The organism is Cronobacter sp. JZ38, from assembly GCF_008932145.1.
In the GTDB taxonomy this organism is placed as follows: domain Bacteria; phylum Pseudomonadota; class Gammaproteobacteria; order Enterobacterales; family Enterobacteriaceae; genus Cronobacter; species Cronobacter muytjensii.
Map to the genome: position 1 here is coordinate 3,464,111 of NZ_CP017662.1, position 16,031 is coordinate 3,480,141.

At 57.9% G+C, this 16,031-nt stretch carries 17 protein-coding genes; 6 read left to right on the forward strand and 11 right to left on the reverse strand.

Translation table 11 applies throughout. The features are described 5' to 3' along the window. The first annotated feature begins 9 nt into the window (after positions 1-9). From xseB to BJP61_RS16445, 4 genes are all read left to right on the forward strand, one after another. Complete coding sequence (gene xseB, locus BJP61_RS16430; protein WP_038864357.1) at positions 10-252, forward strand: exodeoxyribonuclease VII small subunit; 243 nt, start codon at positions 10-12, stop codon at positions 250-252. A 2-nt stretch (positions 253-254) separates the two neighbouring features. After that, the gene (ispA, locus tag BJP61_RS16435) at positions 255-1,154 is read left to right on the forward strand and encodes a (2E,6E)-farnesyl diphosphate synthase (protein ID WP_038864358.1); all 900 of its coding nucleotides are present in this window, start codon (positions 255-257) and stop codon (positions 1,152-1,154) included. Between the two features lie 27 nt (positions 1,155-1,181). Then, positions 1,182-3,044, forward strand: coding sequence for a 1-deoxy-D-xylulose-5-phosphate synthase (gene dxs, locus BJP61_RS16440; protein ID WP_038864359.1), 1,863 nt, complete (start codon positions 1,182-1,184; stop codon positions 3,042-3,044). A 69-nt stretch (positions 3,045-3,113) separates the two neighbouring features. Continuing rightward, entirely contained in the window at positions 3,114-4,088 is a 975-nt protein-coding gene (locus BJP61_RS16445; RefSeq protein ID WP_171998709.1) for an aldo/keto reductase, read from the forward strand. Positions 4,089-4,127: 39 nt separating this feature from the next. On the opposite strand, the gene pgpA is transcribed toward BJP61_RS16445, so the two are convergent. The 6 genes from pgpA to nrdR all read right to left on the reverse strand — a co-directional run bounded on the left by pgpA (position 4,128) and on the right by nrdR (position 8,346). Then, positions 4,128-4,649: a phosphatidylglycerophosphatase A gene (gene pgpA / locus BJP61_RS16450; RefSeq protein WP_038864361.1), complete on the reverse strand. Its 522-nt coding sequence runs from the start codon at positions 4,647-4,649 to the stop codon at positions 4,128-4,130. After that, positions 4,624-5,604: a thiamine-phosphate kinase gene (gene thiL / locus BJP61_RS16455; RefSeq protein WP_171998710.1), complete on the reverse strand. Its 981-nt coding sequence runs from the start codon at positions 5,602-5,604 to the stop codon at positions 4,624-4,626. The genes pgpA and thiL overlap by 26 nt, the downstream gene beginning before the upstream one ends. Positions 5,605-5,790: 186 nt before the next feature. Next, the gene (nusB, locus tag BJP61_RS16460; RefSeq protein ID WP_038864364.1) at positions 5,791-6,210 is read right to left on the reverse strand and encodes a transcription antitermination factor NusB; all 420 of its coding nucleotides are present in this window, start codon (positions 6,208-6,210) and stop codon (positions 5,791-5,793) included. 21 nt (positions 6,211-6,231) lie between these two features. Next, positions 6,232-6,702, reverse strand: coding sequence for a 6,7-dimethyl-8-ribityllumazine synthase (gene ribE, locus BJP61_RS16465; RefSeq protein WP_038864365.1), 471 nt, complete (start codon positions 6,700-6,702; stop codon positions 6,232-6,234). 87 nt (positions 6,703-6,789) lie between these two features. Further along, positions 6,790-7,893 carry a bifunctional diaminohydroxyphosphoribosylaminopyrimidine deaminase/5-amino-6-(5-phosphoribosylamino)uracil reductase RibD gene (gene ribD, locus BJP61_RS16470; protein ID WP_171998711.1) on the reverse strand — a complete coding sequence of 368 codons (1,104 nt, stop codon included), beginning with the start codon at positions 7,891-7,893 and terminating at the stop codon, positions 6,790-6,792. Positions 7,894-7,896: 3 nt separating this feature from the next. Beyond that, positions 7,897-8,346 carry a transcriptional regulator NrdR gene (gene nrdR / locus BJP61_RS16475; RefSeq protein WP_007673903.1) on the reverse strand — a complete coding sequence of 150 codons (450 nt, stop codon included), beginning with the start codon at positions 8,344-8,346 and terminating at the stop codon, positions 7,897-7,899. Between the two features lie 154 nt (positions 8,347-8,500). Here nrdR and BJP61_RS16480 point away from each other — a divergent pair, with 154 nt between their 5' ends. Both BJP61_RS16480 and BJP61_RS16485 read left to right on the forward strand, forming a co-directional pair. After that, entirely contained in the window at positions 8,501-9,061 is a 561-nt protein-coding gene (locus BJP61_RS16480; protein ID WP_075193643.1) for a DUF3251 domain-containing protein, read from the forward strand. 340 nt (positions 9,062-9,401) lie between these two features. Continuing rightward, entirely contained in the window at positions 9,402-10,280 is an 879-nt protein-coding gene (locus tag BJP61_RS16485) for a nucleoside-specific channel-forming protein Tsx (protein ID WP_171998712.1), read from the forward strand. A 194-nt stretch (positions 10,281-10,474) separates the two neighbouring features. Here BJP61_RS16485 and secF read toward each other — a convergent pair whose 3' ends face one another. The 5 genes from secF to queA form a co-directional block, all read right to left on the reverse strand. Next, positions 10,475-11,446 (reverse strand): protein translocase subunit SecF, encoded by a 972-nt coding sequence (secF, locus tag BJP61_RS16490; RefSeq protein WP_038864371.1) that lies wholly within the window; start codon positions 11,444-11,446, stop codon positions 10,475-10,477. Positions 11,447-11,456: 10 nt separating this feature from the next. Further along, entirely contained in the window at positions 11,457-13,304 is a 1,848-nt protein-coding gene (gene secD, locus BJP61_RS16495; protein WP_071603725.1) for a protein translocase subunit SecD, read from the reverse strand. Between the two features lie 27 nt (positions 13,305-13,331). After that, positions 13,332-13,664 carry a preprotein translocase subunit YajC gene (gene yajC, locus BJP61_RS16500; RefSeq protein WP_007720388.1) on the reverse strand — a complete coding sequence of 111 codons (333 nt, stop codon included), beginning with the start codon at positions 13,662-13,664 and terminating at the stop codon, positions 13,332-13,334. A gap of 21 nt (positions 13,665-13,685) precedes the next feature. Next, positions 13,686-14,813 carry a tRNA guanosine(34) transglycosylase Tgt gene (gene tgt, locus BJP61_RS16505; protein WP_171998713.1) on the reverse strand — a complete coding sequence of 376 codons (1,128 nt, stop codon included), beginning with the start codon at positions 14,811-14,813 and terminating at the stop codon, positions 13,686-13,688. A gap of 112 nt (positions 14,814-14,925) precedes the next feature. Continuing rightward, on the reverse strand, positions 14,926-15,996 hold the full coding sequence (gene queA / locus BJP61_RS16510) for a tRNA preQ1(34) S-adenosylmethionine ribosyltransferase-isomerase QueA (RefSeq protein ID WP_161579121.1): 1,071 nt from the start codon (positions 15,994-15,996) through the stop codon (positions 14,926-14,928). Positions 15,997-16,031 lie beyond the last annotated feature (35 nt).

Genomic DNA, 16,031 nt, shown 5'->3' on the forward strand with positions numbered 1-16,031 from the left:
ACATTTACTATGCCGAAGAAAAATGAACAGCCGGCCAGCTTCGAAACTGCCCTGTCGGAACTTGAGCTCATCGTCAACCGTCTGGAAAGCGGCGACCTGCCGCTCGAAGAGGCGCTCAATGAATTTGAACGCGGCGTGCAGCTTGCGCGCCAGGGCCAGGTAAAACTGCAACAGGCGGAGCAACGCGTGCAGATCCTGCTTTCTCAGAATGAGGATGCGCCTCTTACCCCCTTTACGCCGGACGCCGAGTAAACATGGATTTCAGTCAACAGCTTCAGTCGCAGGCTGAGCGGGCCAACGGCGCGCTGCAGCATTTTATTGGCGCCCTGCCGTTTCAGAAGAGTCCACTGGTTGAGGCGATGCTCTACGGCACATTATTAGGCGGTAAACGCCTGCGGCCGTTTCTGGTCTACGCCACCGGTGAGATGTTCGGCGTCAGCCCGACCGCGCTGGATGCCCCGGCCGCGGCCATTGAGTGCATTCACGCCTACTCGCTGATGCATGACGATCTGCCGGCAATGGATGACGACGATCTGCGTCGCGGACAGCCGACCTGCCATATCCGCTTCGGCGAAGCGAGCGCGATCCTTGCGGGCGATGCGCTGCAAACGCTGGCGTTTTCAATTTTAAGCGACGCGCCGATGGACAACGTGGCGCTGCGCGACCGTCTCGCGATGGTCTCTGAGCTCGCGAAAGCGAGCGGCGTGGCGGGCATGTGCGGCGGTCAGGCGCTCGATCTCGAAGCCGAAGGCCAGCAGGTCGATCTCGACGCGCTGGAGCGCATCCATCGCCATAAAACCGGCGCGCTTATCCGCGCGGCGGTACGCATGGGCGCTTTGTGCGCTGGAGATAAAGGCCGCGACGCGCTGGTTTACCTTGACAGTTACGCAGAAAGCATCGGCCTCGCCTTCCAGGTACAGGATGACATTCTGGATGTGGTGGGTGATACTGCCACCCTTGGTAAACGCCAGGGTGCCGATCAGCAACTTGGCAAAAGCACCTACCCCGCCCTGCTGGGTCTTGAGCAAGCCCAGGCGAAAGCGCGCAGTTTGTGCGACGACGCTCTGGCGGCGCTGGCGCCGCTGAAAGCCCAGACGCTGGATACCGCAACACTGGAAGCGTTAGCGAATTTCATAATCCAACGTGATAAATAAACGTATAACACCACGATGAGTCTCTGAATGAGTTTTGATACTGCCAAATACCCGACCCTGGCGCTGGTGGACTCCACTGCACAGCTGCGCCTGTTGCCAAAAGAGAGTTTGCCGAAGCTGTGCGACGAACTGCGTCGCTATCTGCTCGACAGCGTGAGCCGCTCAAGCGGACACTTCGCCTCCGGGCTGGGCACGGTGGAGCTTACCGTGGCGTTGCATTACGTCTACAACACGCCGTTTGACCAGCTTATCTGGGATGTGGGCCATCAGGCGTACCCGCATAAAATTCTGACCGGACGGCGCGACCGCATCGGCACCATTCGTCAGAAAGGCGGCCTGCACCCGTTCCCGTGGCGCGGCGAGAGCGAATATGACGTGTTAAGCGTCGGCCACTCGTCCACGTCTATCAGCGCGGGTATCGGTATCGCCGTCGCCGCGGCGCGCGAGGAGAAAAACCGCCGCACCGTCTGCGTGATTGGCGACGGCGCGATTACCGCCGGTATGGCGTTCGAGGCGATGAACCATGCGGGCGATATCCGCCCGGATATGCTGGTCGTCCTTAACGACAACGAAATGTCGATTTCCGAGAATGTCGGCGCGCTGAATAACCATCTGGCGCAGTTACTCTCCGGCAAGCTCTACTCGCGGCTTCGCGAAGGCGGCAAACGCGTATTTTCTAATGTGCCGCCAATCAAAGAGCTGCTCAAGCGTACTGAAGAGCACATTAAAGGCATGGTGGTGCCGGGCACGCTGTTTGAAGAACTGGGCTTTAACTATATCGGCCCGGTAGACGGCCACGACGTGCTGGGGCTGGTGCATACGCTCAAAAATATGCGCGACCTCAAAGGCCCGCAGTTCCTGCATATCATGACCAGGAAAGGCCGTGGTTATGAGCCGGCGGAAAAAGATCCCATTACCTTCCACGCGGTGCCGAAATTCGATCCGGAAAGCGGTACGCTGCCGAAAAGCAGCGGCGGCCAGCCGAGCTACTCAAAAATCTTCGGCGACTGGCTGTGCGAAACCGCCGCTAAAGACGACAAACTGATGGCCATCACCCCCGCCATGCGCGAGGGCTCCGGCATGGTCGAATTCTCCCGCCAGTATCCGGAGCAATATTTTGATGTAGCGATTGCCGAACAGCATGCGGTCACCTTCGCGGCGGGTCTCGCGATTGGCGGTTACAAGCCGGTGGTGGCGATTTACTCCACCTTCCTGCAACGCGCCTATGATCAGGTCATTCATGATGTCGCCATCCAGAAACTGCCGGTGCTGTTCGCGATTGACCGCGCAGGGATCGTCGGCGCCGACGGCCAGACGCATCAGGGCGCGTTCGATCTCTCTTATCTGCGCTGCATCCCGGATATGGTCATCATGACGCCGAGCGATGAGAACGAGTGCCGCCAGATGTTGTTTACCGGCTATCACTACAACGACGGCCCGAGCGCCGTGCGCTATCCGCGCGGCAACGCGCTCGGCGTGACGCTGGAGCCGCTGCAAAAGCTGCCGATTGGCAAAGGCGTGGTAAAACGCCACGGTGAAAAAGTGGCGCTGCTCAACTTCGGCACACTGCTGCCGGAGGCCACTCAGGCCGCCGAAGCGCTCAACGCGACGCTTGTCGATATGCGCTTTGTGAAACCGCTTGATGAAGCGCTGATCATGGAGCTCGCCGAACGCCACGAGGCGCTGGTCACCATCGAAGAGAACGCCATTATGGGCGGCGCGGGCAGCGGCGTTAACGAATTGCTGATGGCGAAGCGCAAACCGGTGCCGGTGCTGAACCTCGGCCTGCCGGATCACTTTATCCCTCAGGGCACCCAGGACGAAGCGCGCGCGGAGATTGGCCTTACCGCCGACGGCATCGCCCGGCGCGTGCGCGACTGGCTCGCCTGACCTCTGCTTCGTTTCCGCTCCTGCTATGCTTAAAGGTACCCTTTGTGACCCGAAAGCAGGAGCGGAACCATGCAATACAAGCAATTAGGAAAAACCGACCTTCAGGTTTCCCGTCTGTGCCTGGGCTGTATGACGTTTGGCGAGCCGGACCGCGGTAACCACGCCTGGACTCTCCCCGAAGAAAGCAGCCGCCTTATCATCAAACACGCCCTTGACGGCGGCATTAACTTTTTCGACACCGCCAACAGTTATTCTGACGGCAGCAGCGAGGAGATCGTAGGCCGCGCGCTGCGTGATTTCGCACGCCGCGAGGATGTCGTGGTCGCCACCAAGGTCTATCACCAGGTTGGCGATCTGCCGCAGGGGCTTTCCCGCCCGTTGATCCTCCGCGCTATCGACGACAGTCTGCGCCGCCTCGGCATGGAGTATGTCGACCTGCTGCAAATCCACCGCTGGGACTACGACACCCCGATTGAAGAGACGCTGGAAGCCTTAAACGACGTGGTGAAAGCCGGTAAAGCGCGCTATATCGGCGCGTCTTCCATGCATCCGCACCAGTTCGAGCAGGCGCTGAACCTGCAAAAAGAGCATGGCTGGGCGCCGTTCGTCACCATGCAAAACCACTACAACCTGATTTATCGCGAAGAGGAGCAGGAGATGCTGCCGCTTTGCTATCGCGAAGGCGTGGCCGTTATCCCCTGGAGCCCGCTGGCTCGCGGCCGTCTGACTCGCCCCTGGGGCGAAACCACGGCGCGGCTGGTGTCCGATGAATTTGGTAAAACGCTCTACAGCGAAACCGAAGAAAACGACGCGAAAATCGCCGAGCGGCTGGCCTTTATCGCGCAGGATAAAGGCGTCAGTCGCGCGCAGGTGGCGCTCGCCTGGCTGCTGAGTAAACCGGGCGTTGTCGCGCCAATTATCGGCGCCTCGCGCGAGGAGCAGTTGCAGGAGCTGATTGACGCGGTCGAGGTGACGCTCACCAGCGAAGAGATGGCCGAGCTGGAAACGCCTTACAAGGCGCATCCGGTCGTCGGTTTCAAATAGGCAGAAAACATCAGCCCTCTGATGCGAGGGCTGATGCGGTTAAATCAGACCGATGGGCCAGTGATGGCCCACCCAGTAGAGCAGGCCCGCCGAAATAATCCCTGCGACGATATCATCCACCATGATCCCCATGCCGCCGTGAACGTTGCGATCAAACCAGCGGATAGGCCAGGGTTTCCACATATCGAAAATGCGGAAAATCACAAACCCGGCGGCAACCCACTGCCAGTCGTGGGTCGGCAGCGCCATTAGCGTTATCCACATGCCAATAAACTCATCCCAGACGATACTGCCGTGATCGTGCACGCCCATGTCTTTGGCGGTCTGGTGGCAGAGATAAACGCCGAGGCTGATGCCGAACATCACCACCAGCGAGTAAAGCTGCCAGGGCAAAAACGTCATCAGATACCAGAACGGGATTGCCGCAAGCGACCCCATCGTACCCGGCACCCACGGGCTTAAGCCGCTGCCAAACCCCGTGGCAAGCAGATGCCAGGGGTTGCGTAAATTCAGCCGGCTTTTGGCGACATCCTTATTAAACGTGCGTTTCGAAGTGGTCATATCCTTTCCAGTCGAGCGTTACCGGCGCGCCATCGCGTAAAAAAACCATACCTTCGGCGGCGGTGGTCAGCTGTCCGATGCAGGTGACTGACACACCGAGATGGTTCACCGCCACCTCCAGCGCGCCACGATTAATCTCCGGCACCGTAAAGCAGAGCTCGTAATCTTCACCGCCAGAGAGCGCCCAGCGCAAGGCCTGCTCCGGCGTGGTGTTACGCGTCATCGCCGCAGAATACGGCATATCATTAAGCTCAATACGCGCGCCGCAGTCGCTCGCCTTCAGGATGTGACCGAGATCGGAAATCAGCCCGTCAGAGAGATCGATAGCCGCGCTCGCCAGCCCGCGCAAAGCCTGACCGTGCAGCACGCGCGGCGTCGGGCGCAGATGGCGCTTGATGAGATAATCGGCGTCGGGGTCGTTTTCCACCGCCAGGCGCTGCTGCAAAATCGCGAGCCCCGCAGCGCTGTCGCCCGGCGTGCCGGTGATGTAGATCCAGTCGCCAGGACGCGCGCCTGAGCGCTTCAGCGCCCGCCCGGCCGGGACGAAGCCGTGAATGCCGAGCGTCATCGAGAGCGGGCCGCGCGTGGTATCGCCGCCGATAAGCTGCATATCGTAATAGCTGAGTTGTTCAAACAGGCTGTCGCTGAAGGCCTCAAGCCAGGGCTCATTAACCTCCGGCAGGGTTAACGCCAGGGTCAGCCAGGCCGGGTCGGCGCCCATCGCCGCCAGATCGCTCACATTGACTGCCAGCGCCTTGTAGCCGAGATCGCGCGGATCAATATCCGGTAAAAAGTGAATACCTGACACCAGCGTATCGGTGCTGATCGCCAGGGTTTGCTTCTCCGGCACGGTTAACAGCGCACAGTCGTCGCCGATGCCGGTCTCGACATCAAGACGAGAGCTTCTGACCCGATCGAAATAACGTGCAATCAGGGAAAACTCGCCGCATGCCATAGGGTTACGCCTCTACAGAAGAGAAGAAGAAAAGGCCGGAAGCCCGGCCTCAGACAGCAGACGAAGAACAGCGGGTTCTTCGTATTGATGACCATAGTAGACAATCGCCAGCTTTTTGCCCGTCTGACGCACAGAACGGTAAAAGAAAACGAGGGCCAGGTCTCGCCTGCCGACGGCAGGCGGATATTACTTTTTGTTGGGGCGAATATGCGGCGCGGCTTTGTCGAGCACGCCATTGACGAACTTGTGGCTGTCTTCGGCACCAAAGACTTTCGCCAGCTCAATCGCTTCATTGATGGCCACTTTATACGGCACATCGTCACGTTTTGAGAGTTCGTACAGGGCGATACGCAGCACCGCTTTCTCCACCTGGCCCAGCTCTTCGAGCTGACGGGACAGGTACGGCTTCATCAGGCCGTCGAGATAGCCGCTGTTGGTCGCCACCCCGGAGAGCAGTTCGCGGAAATACATCACGTCCACATCTTTGACATCCTGTTCCGCCAGGAACTGATATTCAACATCGGCGATGTCGTTATGGGACAACTGCCAGGAGTAAAGCGCCTGGACGGCACACTCACGGGCGCGGCGACGAGCAGCAGGTTTCACGGAATTCCCCTTACAAAAAAATCAGGCCTGGATAGCCTTCAGGACATTAATCATTTCAAGCGCGGTCAGCGCCGCTTCGGCGCCCTTGTTCCCGGCTTTGGTGCCAGCGCGTTCGATGGCTTGTTCAATACTTTCAGTGGTGAGTACGCCAAAAGCTACCGGGATTTCGCTGTTCTGCGCCACGTGGGCCAGACCATTGCTGGCGCCGCCGGCAACGTATTCGAAATGCGCAGTACCCCCGCGGATCACCGTACCGAGCGCGATAACCGCGTCATATTTCGCGGTTTTCGCCAGCGCCTGTGCCGCCAGCGGCAGCTCGTAAGCGCCTGGCACCCACACCACGGTGATGTTTTCATCTTTTACCTGACCAATACGTTTCAGGGCGTCGATCGCGCCTTCCAGCAGGCTGTCATTGATGAAGTTGTTGAAACGCGCAATGGCGATGGCGACGCGAGCGTCCGGGGCAGCAACGGTAGCTTCAATAATGTTCATACTCTTACCTTAGGGTTATGTAGCCCCCGCAGGGGGGCGGATTTTATCATACTCTTTCGCGCACTGCTTACGTTTTACGTCCCGCCGTCAGGCGAGCGTCAGGCGCAGGCGCAAATCGGGGCCGACCTGAACAACGTCGCGAAATTCCAGACGTGGCGCATCGGCAAGTTTCTTAAGACCTGGCAGGGAGAAAAGCCCGCGGGCCTCGCTGCCGAGCAGTTTCGGGGCCATATAAACAATAAGTTCATCCACCAGCCCGGCCTGGAGCAGCGCGCCTGCGAGCTGCGGGCCCGCTTCCACCCACAGGCTGTTCACCTGGCGTTTGCCCAGTTGCATCATCAGCAGGACGAGATCCAGCTTGCCGTTATGTACCGGCGTCGGGAGTTGTTCCACGCCCGCAGGCCAGACGGTGTCGTCAGGGTTGGCGCGGGCAAGCCAGGTTTCGCCGGGTTGATTGACAATCTTATGTGCGGGCGTCACCTGATTCTGGCGATCAAGGACGATTCGCAGCGGCTGGCGCAGGTTTTCATGCGGATACACCGCCTGCGTGGCGTCGCCAAGTTCGTCCCAGCGCACGGTCATCGACGGATCGTCCGCCAGCACGGTGGCGCTGGTAGTGAGGATAGCATGGCTTTCAGCGCGCAGACGCTGCACGTCGCGCCGGGCCTGCGGCGAGGTTATCCACTGGCTTTCGCCGCTCGCCATCGCTGTACGCCCGTCAAGCGACGCGCCAAGCTTAAGCTGTATATACGGAAAACCGGTGCGCATGCGTTTGAGAAAGCCTTTATTCAGCGCTTCGGCCTCGCTCATCATCAGCCCGTGGCTGACATCAATGCCCGCCTGCTGCAAACGATATAGCCCACGCCCCGCCACCTGCGGGTTTGGGTCCTGCATCGCCGCGACGACGCGCGCGACGCCCGCATTAATCAGCGCGTCGCAGCACGGCGGCGTACGCCCGTGGTGGCTGCACGGCTCCAGCGTGACGTACGCCGTTGCGCCGCGCGCCCTCTCGCCCGCCATGCGCAACGCGTGCACTTCGGCATGCGGCTCGCCTGCGCGCAGGTGAAAGCCTTCGCCGACGATCGTGCCATCTTTAACAATGACGCAGCCCACGCGCGGATTTGGATGCGTGGTGAAGCGTCCCTGTCCCGCGAGCGTCAGCGCGCGCGCCATGTAAAATTCGTCGGACATCGGTTAATCCTGTAAACGGGCGATCTCTTCGCCGAATTCGCGGATATCTTCAAAGCTGCGGTAGACCGAGGCAAAACGGATATACGCCACTTTATCGAGCTTTTTGAGCTGCTCCATCACCAGATTGCCGATAAGTTTGCTCGGCACTTCGCGCTCGCCGGTGGCGCGCAGGTGGGATTTAATATGGTTGATGGCCATTTCGACGTCGTCGGAACTGACCGGGCGCTTTTCCAGCGCTTTCTGCATGCCGCTGCGCAGTTTGTCTTCATTGAAAGGCTCGCGCACGTCGTTGCTTTTCACTACGCGCGGCATCACCAGCTCGGCCACCTCAAACGTCGTGAAACGCTCATGGCACACCAGGCACTGGCGGCGACGGCGTACCGAGGAGCCCTCGCCCACCAGGCGGGAATCGATCACTTTAGTGTCAACGGCGAAACAGAACGGGCAATGCATAGCGCTTCCTGACTGAAAAAGTTAACTGAACAACAGTTTACCCTGAACTGGCGGGACTACAAAGACGCAACCTTTTTGAGACAAAGGCGCTATGCCAGACGCGCCGGCAGGCTCTACCATTACTGCACCTCACCTTTTTCAGGAAAAGCGAACAATGACAACACGTTATCTGAAATGGCTGATCGCCGGCAGCACCCTGGCATTAAGCGCCTGCGCTCCGCAAAGCGAAGTGCGCCAGATGCACCAGAATGTCAGCACGCTGAATCACGAAATGACGAAGCTGAAGCAGGAAACCGTCAAAATCACGCAGCAGAACGCGCTGAATGTGAAATCGCAAAGCGGCGTTTATCTGCTGCCAGGCTCAAATACCCCTGCGCGTCTCAGCAGCCAGCTCGGAATGCTGAAAATGTCGCTGCGTAACGTCTCGGCGGGCGCGAACGGCACGCAGGCGACGTTATTTATCCAGAGCGAGTCCAACGAACCGCTGCCCGCCTTTACCGGCACCGTGGAATGGGGCCAGTTACAGGGCACTACCGAGAACTATCAGGAGGTGAATGTGCAGAATCAACCGTTCAGCGCGCCAGCCAGTACGCTGGCACCCAGTGACGTTTCCATTCCGCTCACGCTCGCCGGTGTTACGCCCGGGCAACTGGGTTTTATCCGCGTACATGATATCCAGCCGCTTATCGCGGGCGACGCCATCGTCGCGCCGTAACGTCTTCTCCGCCAGCGGCGCACCATTTGTTACATTCGCGCCGCTGGGTCCACTTGCTTTTTTGTCCCGCTAATTTCCGTCTTTTCCCGCCGCGTTAAGCAAAAAGTGAGATCGTGATTGTTGGCAGAGTTCCCTTATGCCGTTAGAATCCGCGTTCCGATGTACGCAAACGTGAACGCAATCGATTACGTACATGGCAAGAATGTGAAACGCCACATATTTTTGTGAGGCTGGATACTTATAATAGGCAGCACAATTTATGCGGTGGCGGCCAGCCCGCCAAATGCGAAAGCTTTACTCCACCCAGAAATGGGGATTTCCTTAAAACAGTGGCTCTATTATGAAAAAAATTGTTTTAGCTGCCGGTGCAGCCCTGGCGCTCTCCACCTCTTTTACTGCCAGCGCGGCAGAAACCAGCAATAGTGAGTTTGTTTCCGACTGGTGGCACCAGAGCGTCAACGTGGTGGGCAGTTACCACACCCGCTTCGGACCGACCATTCGCAACGATACCTACCTGGAATATGAAGCTTTCGCGAAAAAAGACTGGTTTGATTTCTACGGCTATCTGGATGCGCCAGTATTCTTCGGTGGTAATACCGATGCCAAAGGGATCTGGAACCACGGCTCACCACTGTTTATGGAGATCGAACCGCGTTTCTCTATCGACAAACTGACCGGCACCAGCCTGGCGTTTGGCCCGTTCAAAGAGTGGTACTTTGCGAACAACTATATCTACGATATGGGGCGTAACTCCTCGGGTCGCCAGAGCACCTGGTATATGGGTCTCGGTACCGATATCGATACCGGCCTGCCGATGAGCCTCTCCCTGAACGTGTACGCCAAATACCAGTGGCAGAACTATGGCGCGCAGAACCAGAACGAATGGGATGGCTACCGCTTCAAAGTGAAATACTTTGTGCCTATTACCCAGCTGTGGGGCGGCAACCTGAGCTATATCGGCTTTACCAACTTTGACTGGGGCTCAGACCTCGGCGATAAAGGCGGTTATGCGCTCAATGGCGTGAAGGCCCGCACGAACGACTCCATCGCCTCCAGCCATATCCTGGCGCTGAACTACGATCACTGGCACTACTCTGTGGTGGCGCGTTACTGGCACAACGGCGGCCAGTGGAATGACGATGCCGAACTGATATTCACCAACTACAACACCCGTACGACCGGTTGGGGTGGTTACCTGGTGGTCGGTTACAACTTCTGAGCCTGACCACTTCAATCAAAAAGCCAGCGTACGCTGGCTTTTTTTATGATTGTTCATCACCGATGCTCCACGGTCATCAGCCAGACGGCTGCGCTTATGATCGTGGCACCTGCGCTTTCGCTTAATCCTTATTCAGGCGAAAAAAAACCGCAGGCCGAAACCTGCGGTTTTTACTGGCGTAATGCGTTACGTGATTACGGCAGAAGCGACGGCTGATCCGCGCCCTCTTTTTCCACTTTCTGCTGCAGCAGATGTTCGCGTTTCATGCCAAGCTTGAGCGCCAGCGCGGACGCGACGTAAATCGACGACGCCGTACCGATAGACACGCCGATAAGCATGGTGAGCGAGAAGCCCTGCAACATTGCGCCACCGAACAGGTACAGCATCAGGATCACGACAAGCGTGGTGCCGGAGGTGATCAACGTCCTTTGCAGCGTCTGGGTCAGCGACACGTTAAAGATTTCGTAAGGCGTTCCGCGACGGATTTTGCGGAAGTTTTCACGAATACGGTCGGAAACCACGATGCTGTCGTTCAGCGAGTAACCGATCACCGACATCAGCGATGCGATAATGGTGAGGTCAATCTCAATCTGGAACAGCGACAATACGCCCATGGTGATAATGACGTCATGCGCCAGCGCGATAACCACACCAGCCGCCAGACGCCACTCAAAGCGGAACCCGACATACACCAGAATGGAGAGCAGCGCGACCAGCAGCGCCATCGCGCCCGCCTGAGCGAGGTCAGCGCCCACGCTCGGGCCGACGAACTCGATACGCTTCACCGCCGCATTCTGGCCGGTCGCCTCATTAATCACGTTCAGCACTTTGTTGCCGAGCGTCTGACCACCCGTTTCGCCCTGCGCAGGCGGCATACGCACCATGATGTCGCGACTGCTGCCGAAGTTCTGCAGCAGCGGCTCTTCAAAGCCCGCTTTTTCCAGCGATTCGCGCATTAAATCCAGTTCCGCCGGCTTCTCCAGCGCGATCTCGATGACCGTACCGCCGGTGAAATCGAGGCCCCAGTTAAAGCCGCGCACGCCCATCACCACAATAGAGGCGACAAGCAGCAGGCCGGAAATGGCGAAGGCCCAGTAGTCCCAGCGCATAAAGTCATAGACTTTACGGCCGTGGTTCAATTGTTCAACAGTATATTCCTGTGCCACAACGCACTCCTCAGATAGACAGCTTGTTGATGCGTTTGCCGCCGTACAACAGGTTTACAATGGCACGGGTACCGACAATAGCGGTGAACATGGAGGTCGCCACGCCGATACCGGTCGTGATAGCAAACCCTTTAATCGCCCCGGTCCCCACTGCGTACAGGATGATGACCTTAATCAGCGTCGTGACGTTGGCGTCGAAAATAGAGCTGAACGCCCCACGGTAACCTTCATCAATCGCCTGCTGCACCGAACGGCCGTTGCTGAGCTCTTCTTTAATACGCTCGTTTATCAGCACGTTCGCATCCACCGCGACCGCAAGGGTTAACACAATCCCCGCGATACCCGGCATGGTCAGCGTGGCGCCCGGCAGCAGCGACATAATGCCGACGATCAGCACCAGGTTTGCCAGCAGCGCGGTAGTCGCGATAAGGCCGAACTTTTTATAGAACAGGATCATGAAGAGAATGGAGACCGCGAGGCCCGCCAGGCACGCTTCCAGACCCTGGGTGATGTTCTGCATCCCAAGCGTCGGGCCGATAGTGCGTTCTTCAACGATCTGGATAGGCGCAATCAGCGCGCCCGCACGCAGCAGCAGCGAGAGCTGACGCGCTTCGTTCGGATTATCGATGCCGGTGATGACGAAATTCTGACCGAGACGCGCCTGGATAGTCGCGACGTTAATCACTTCTTCCTGTTTCACCAGAATGCTGCGGCCGTTAGCGTCTTTCTTACCGCTGTCCTTATATTCCACAAAGAGCGTCGCCATCGGTTTATGGATGTTGTCTTTGGTGAAGTTGGACATGATATTGCCGCCCGAGCTGTCGAGCGAAATATTCACCTGCGGCATGTTGTATTCATCAACGCCAGAGGTGGAATCGGTAATATGGTCGCCGGTCAGGATAACGCGTTTGTACAGCACGACAGGCTGCCCTTCACGGGTCATCTTCACTTCGGAGTCGCCAGGAACACGACCTGCGGCTGCGGCAGAGCGATCAACCGTGCTGTTGACCAGACGGAACTCCAGGGTGGCGGTCGCGCCGAGGATCTCTTTAGCGCGCGCGGTGTCCTGAATACCCGGCAGTTCAACCACGATGCGGTCAGCGCCCTGACGCTGCACCAGCGGCTCGGCAACGCCCAACTGGTTAACACGGTTACGCAGGATGTTAATGTTCTGCTGAACAGCATATTCACGCGCTTCGCGCAGACGTTCATCAGACATCACCGCGCGCAGACCGTTGTCGCCCTGCCCGGAGATAACCATGTCACGATGGCGGGTCGTCAGATAAGAAACCGCGGCGTCACGGGTATCGCTGTCACGGAACTGAATCGTCACGCCGTAGTTATCGGCTTTACGTACGTTCGTCCAGCTCAGCCCTTTTTCGCGCAGATCGCTGCGCAGGCTGTCCATATTCTGTTCCTGGAGCTTGCCAAGCGCAGTGTCCATATCCACTTCCATCAGGAAGTGAACGCCGCCGCGCAGGTCAAGACCGAGCTTCATCGGTTCGGCGGAAATAGCGGTGAGCCAACGTGGGGTGGCAGGCGCGAGGTTAAGCGCGACGACGAATTGATCGCCCATCGTGCTCATCAGCGCTTCGCGAGCGCGTAGCTGAGTATCGGTGGAGTCAAAGCGCGCGAGAATGGCGCCCTCTTCCAGAGCCACAGATTTCGCGGAAATTTTTTCTTGTTGTAACGTTTTCTGGACCTGGATCAGCGTTTGCTCACTGGCGGCGACGCCGCGCGCGCCAGTGATTTGAACAGCCGGATCCTCACCATACAGGTTGGGAAGTGCATAAAGCAGGCCGACGATAAGCACGGCGACCAGCATGAGGTACTTCCACAAAGGATAACGGTTTAACACGGCAGTTCCCTTTGGGAAAACAATGGATTACAGCGCCTTCATGGTGCCTTTCGGCAGGACGGCTGCGACGAAGTCACGCTTGATAACCACTTCGGTGGTGTCGTTCAGGGCGATAGCAATGTAGCCGTTTTCCGCTACTTTGGTCACGCGACCCACCAGACCACCGTTAGTGAGCACTTCATCGCCTTTAGCGATAGAGCTCATCAGGTTTTTATGTTCTTTGGTGCGCTTCTGCTGCGGACGCAGGATCATGAAGTAGAAGATCAGACCAAACACCACCAGCATCAGAATCAGTGACATCGGGCTGCCCTGCGCCGGCGCACCGCCAGCGGCTACCGCATCAGAAATAAAAAAGCTCATTCAAATTCCCTCATTATTAAATTAATCAACGTTCAACGGTGGCACCGGCCGCCCCTGGCGTTGGTAGAAATCCGCGACGAAGTGCTCTAATTTACCCTCTTCGATAGCCTTGCGTAAACCAGCCATTAAGCGCTGATAGTGACGAAGGTTATGAATGGTATTGAGCCGCGCGCCCAGTATTTCGTTGCAACGGTCAAGATGATGCAAGTAGGCGCGTGAATAATTGCGACAGGTATAGCAATCACACTCAGGATCCAGCGGCCCCGTATCGCTTTTGTACTTCGCGTTGCGGATTTTCACCACGCCTTCGGTGACGAAAAGATGGCCGTTACGCGCGTTGCGCGTCGGCATTACGCAGTCGAACATATCGATGCCGCGACGTACGCCTTCGACCAGATCTTCCGGTTTGCCCACGCCCATCAGGTAGCGCGGCTTGTCCGCCGGGATCTGCGGGCAGACATGCTCAAGAATGCGGTGCATATCTTCCTTCGGCTCGCCGACAGCCAGGCCGCCGACAGCGTAGCCATCAAAGCCTATCTCTACCAGACCTTTAACCGAGATATCGCGTAAATCTTCGTAAACGCTGCCCTGAATAATACCGAACAGCGCGTTTTTGTTGCCGAGGCTGTCAAAGCGGTCACGGCTGCGTTTCGCCCAGCGCAGAGACATCTCCATGGAGCGCTTGGCGTAATCCCAGTCTGCCGGGTATGGCGTACACTCGTCGAAAATCATCACGATGTCAGAGCCGAGATCGAACTGGATCTCCATCGATTTTTCCGGGTCGAGGAAAATCGGATCGCCATTGATCGGGTTGCGGAAATGCACGCCCTGCTCGGTGATTTTACGGATATCGCCCAGGCTGAAGACCTGGAAGCCGCCGGAGTCGGTCAGGATCGGGCCTTTCCACTGCATAAAATCGTGCAGGTCGCCGTGCAGTTTCATGATCTCCTGGCCGGGACGCAGCCAGAGGTGAAAGGTATTGCCGAGGAGAATCTGCGCGCCGGTGGCTTCCACTTCTTCCGGCGTCATGCCTTTAACGGTGCCGTAAGTGCCGACAGGCATAAACGCCGGGGTTTCCACCACGCCGCGATCAAATACCAGGCGGCCGCGGCGCGCGCGGCCATCGGTCGTATCAAGTTCAAATTTCACGTTTTTCTCCACATCAGAGAGACAGTCTGATGATTAATGTTGCAGGGTGAAGGCTCCCCTCACCCCGGCCCTCTCCGCTTATGGAGAGAGAAAATAGCGGTATTGCGCCCGGTTATTCGCCCGGACGCTCGTTAATGGCCTGCGGATTGTACGTGATATACATCGCATCGCCGTAACTAAAAAAGCGATACTCCGCTTTCACCGCTTCGCGGTAAGCGTTCATGGTGTGCTGATAACCCGCGAAGGCGGACACCAGCATAATGAGCGTGGATTCCGGCAGGTGGAAGTTTGTCACCAGCGCGTCGATCACTTTGTACTGATAGCCAGGATAGATAAAAATCTGCGTGTCGCCGAAAAACGGCGCGATAAGCGCGTCTTGCGCCGCCTGTGCCGCGCTTTCCAGCGAGCGTACCGACGTCGTGCCCACGGCGACGACTTTATTGCCGCGCGCTTTCGCGGCCAGCACCGCGTCAACCACGTCCTGCGGCACTTCCGCATATTCGGAGTGCATCACGTGATCCTCAATGCTCTCGACGCGTACCGGCTGGAACGTGCCCGCGCCGACGTGCAGCGTCACGAACGCCATCTCGATGCCTTTTTCACGCAGGCGTGCCAGCAGCGGCTCATCAAAATGCAGCCCGGCGGTCGGCGCCGCGACCGCGCCCGGTTTCTCGCTGTAGACGGTCTGATAGAGTTCGCGGTCGGACTCTTCATCCGGACGTTCAATGTACGGCGGCAGCGGCATATGGCCGATGCTGTTGAGAATATCCAGCACCGGACGTTCGTCGTTAAACTGCACTTCAAACAGGGCGTCGTGGCGCGCGGTCATTGTCGCGTTTACGCTTTCATCATCGCCCAGCAGTAATTCCGCGCCCGGCTTCGGCGCTTTGGACGCGCGGATATGGGCCAGCACACGGTGGTCATCAAGCATACGCTCCACCAGCACTTCGATCTTGCCGCCGCTCGCCTTACGGCCGAACAGGCGCGCCGGGATCACGCGGGTATTGTTAAAGACCAGCAGATCGCCGGGGTTGAGCTTATCGAGCAAATCGGTGAAAGTGCCGTGCGTGAGATCGCCCGTCGGCCCGTCGAGCGACAGCAGGCGACAGGCGCTGCGCTGAGCTTGTGGATAGTGAGCTATCAGGGATTCGGGTAATTCAAAGGAAAAATCGGTCAAACGCATGGCTGGAACTCTGACATAAAAAACAGGCGGCTAGT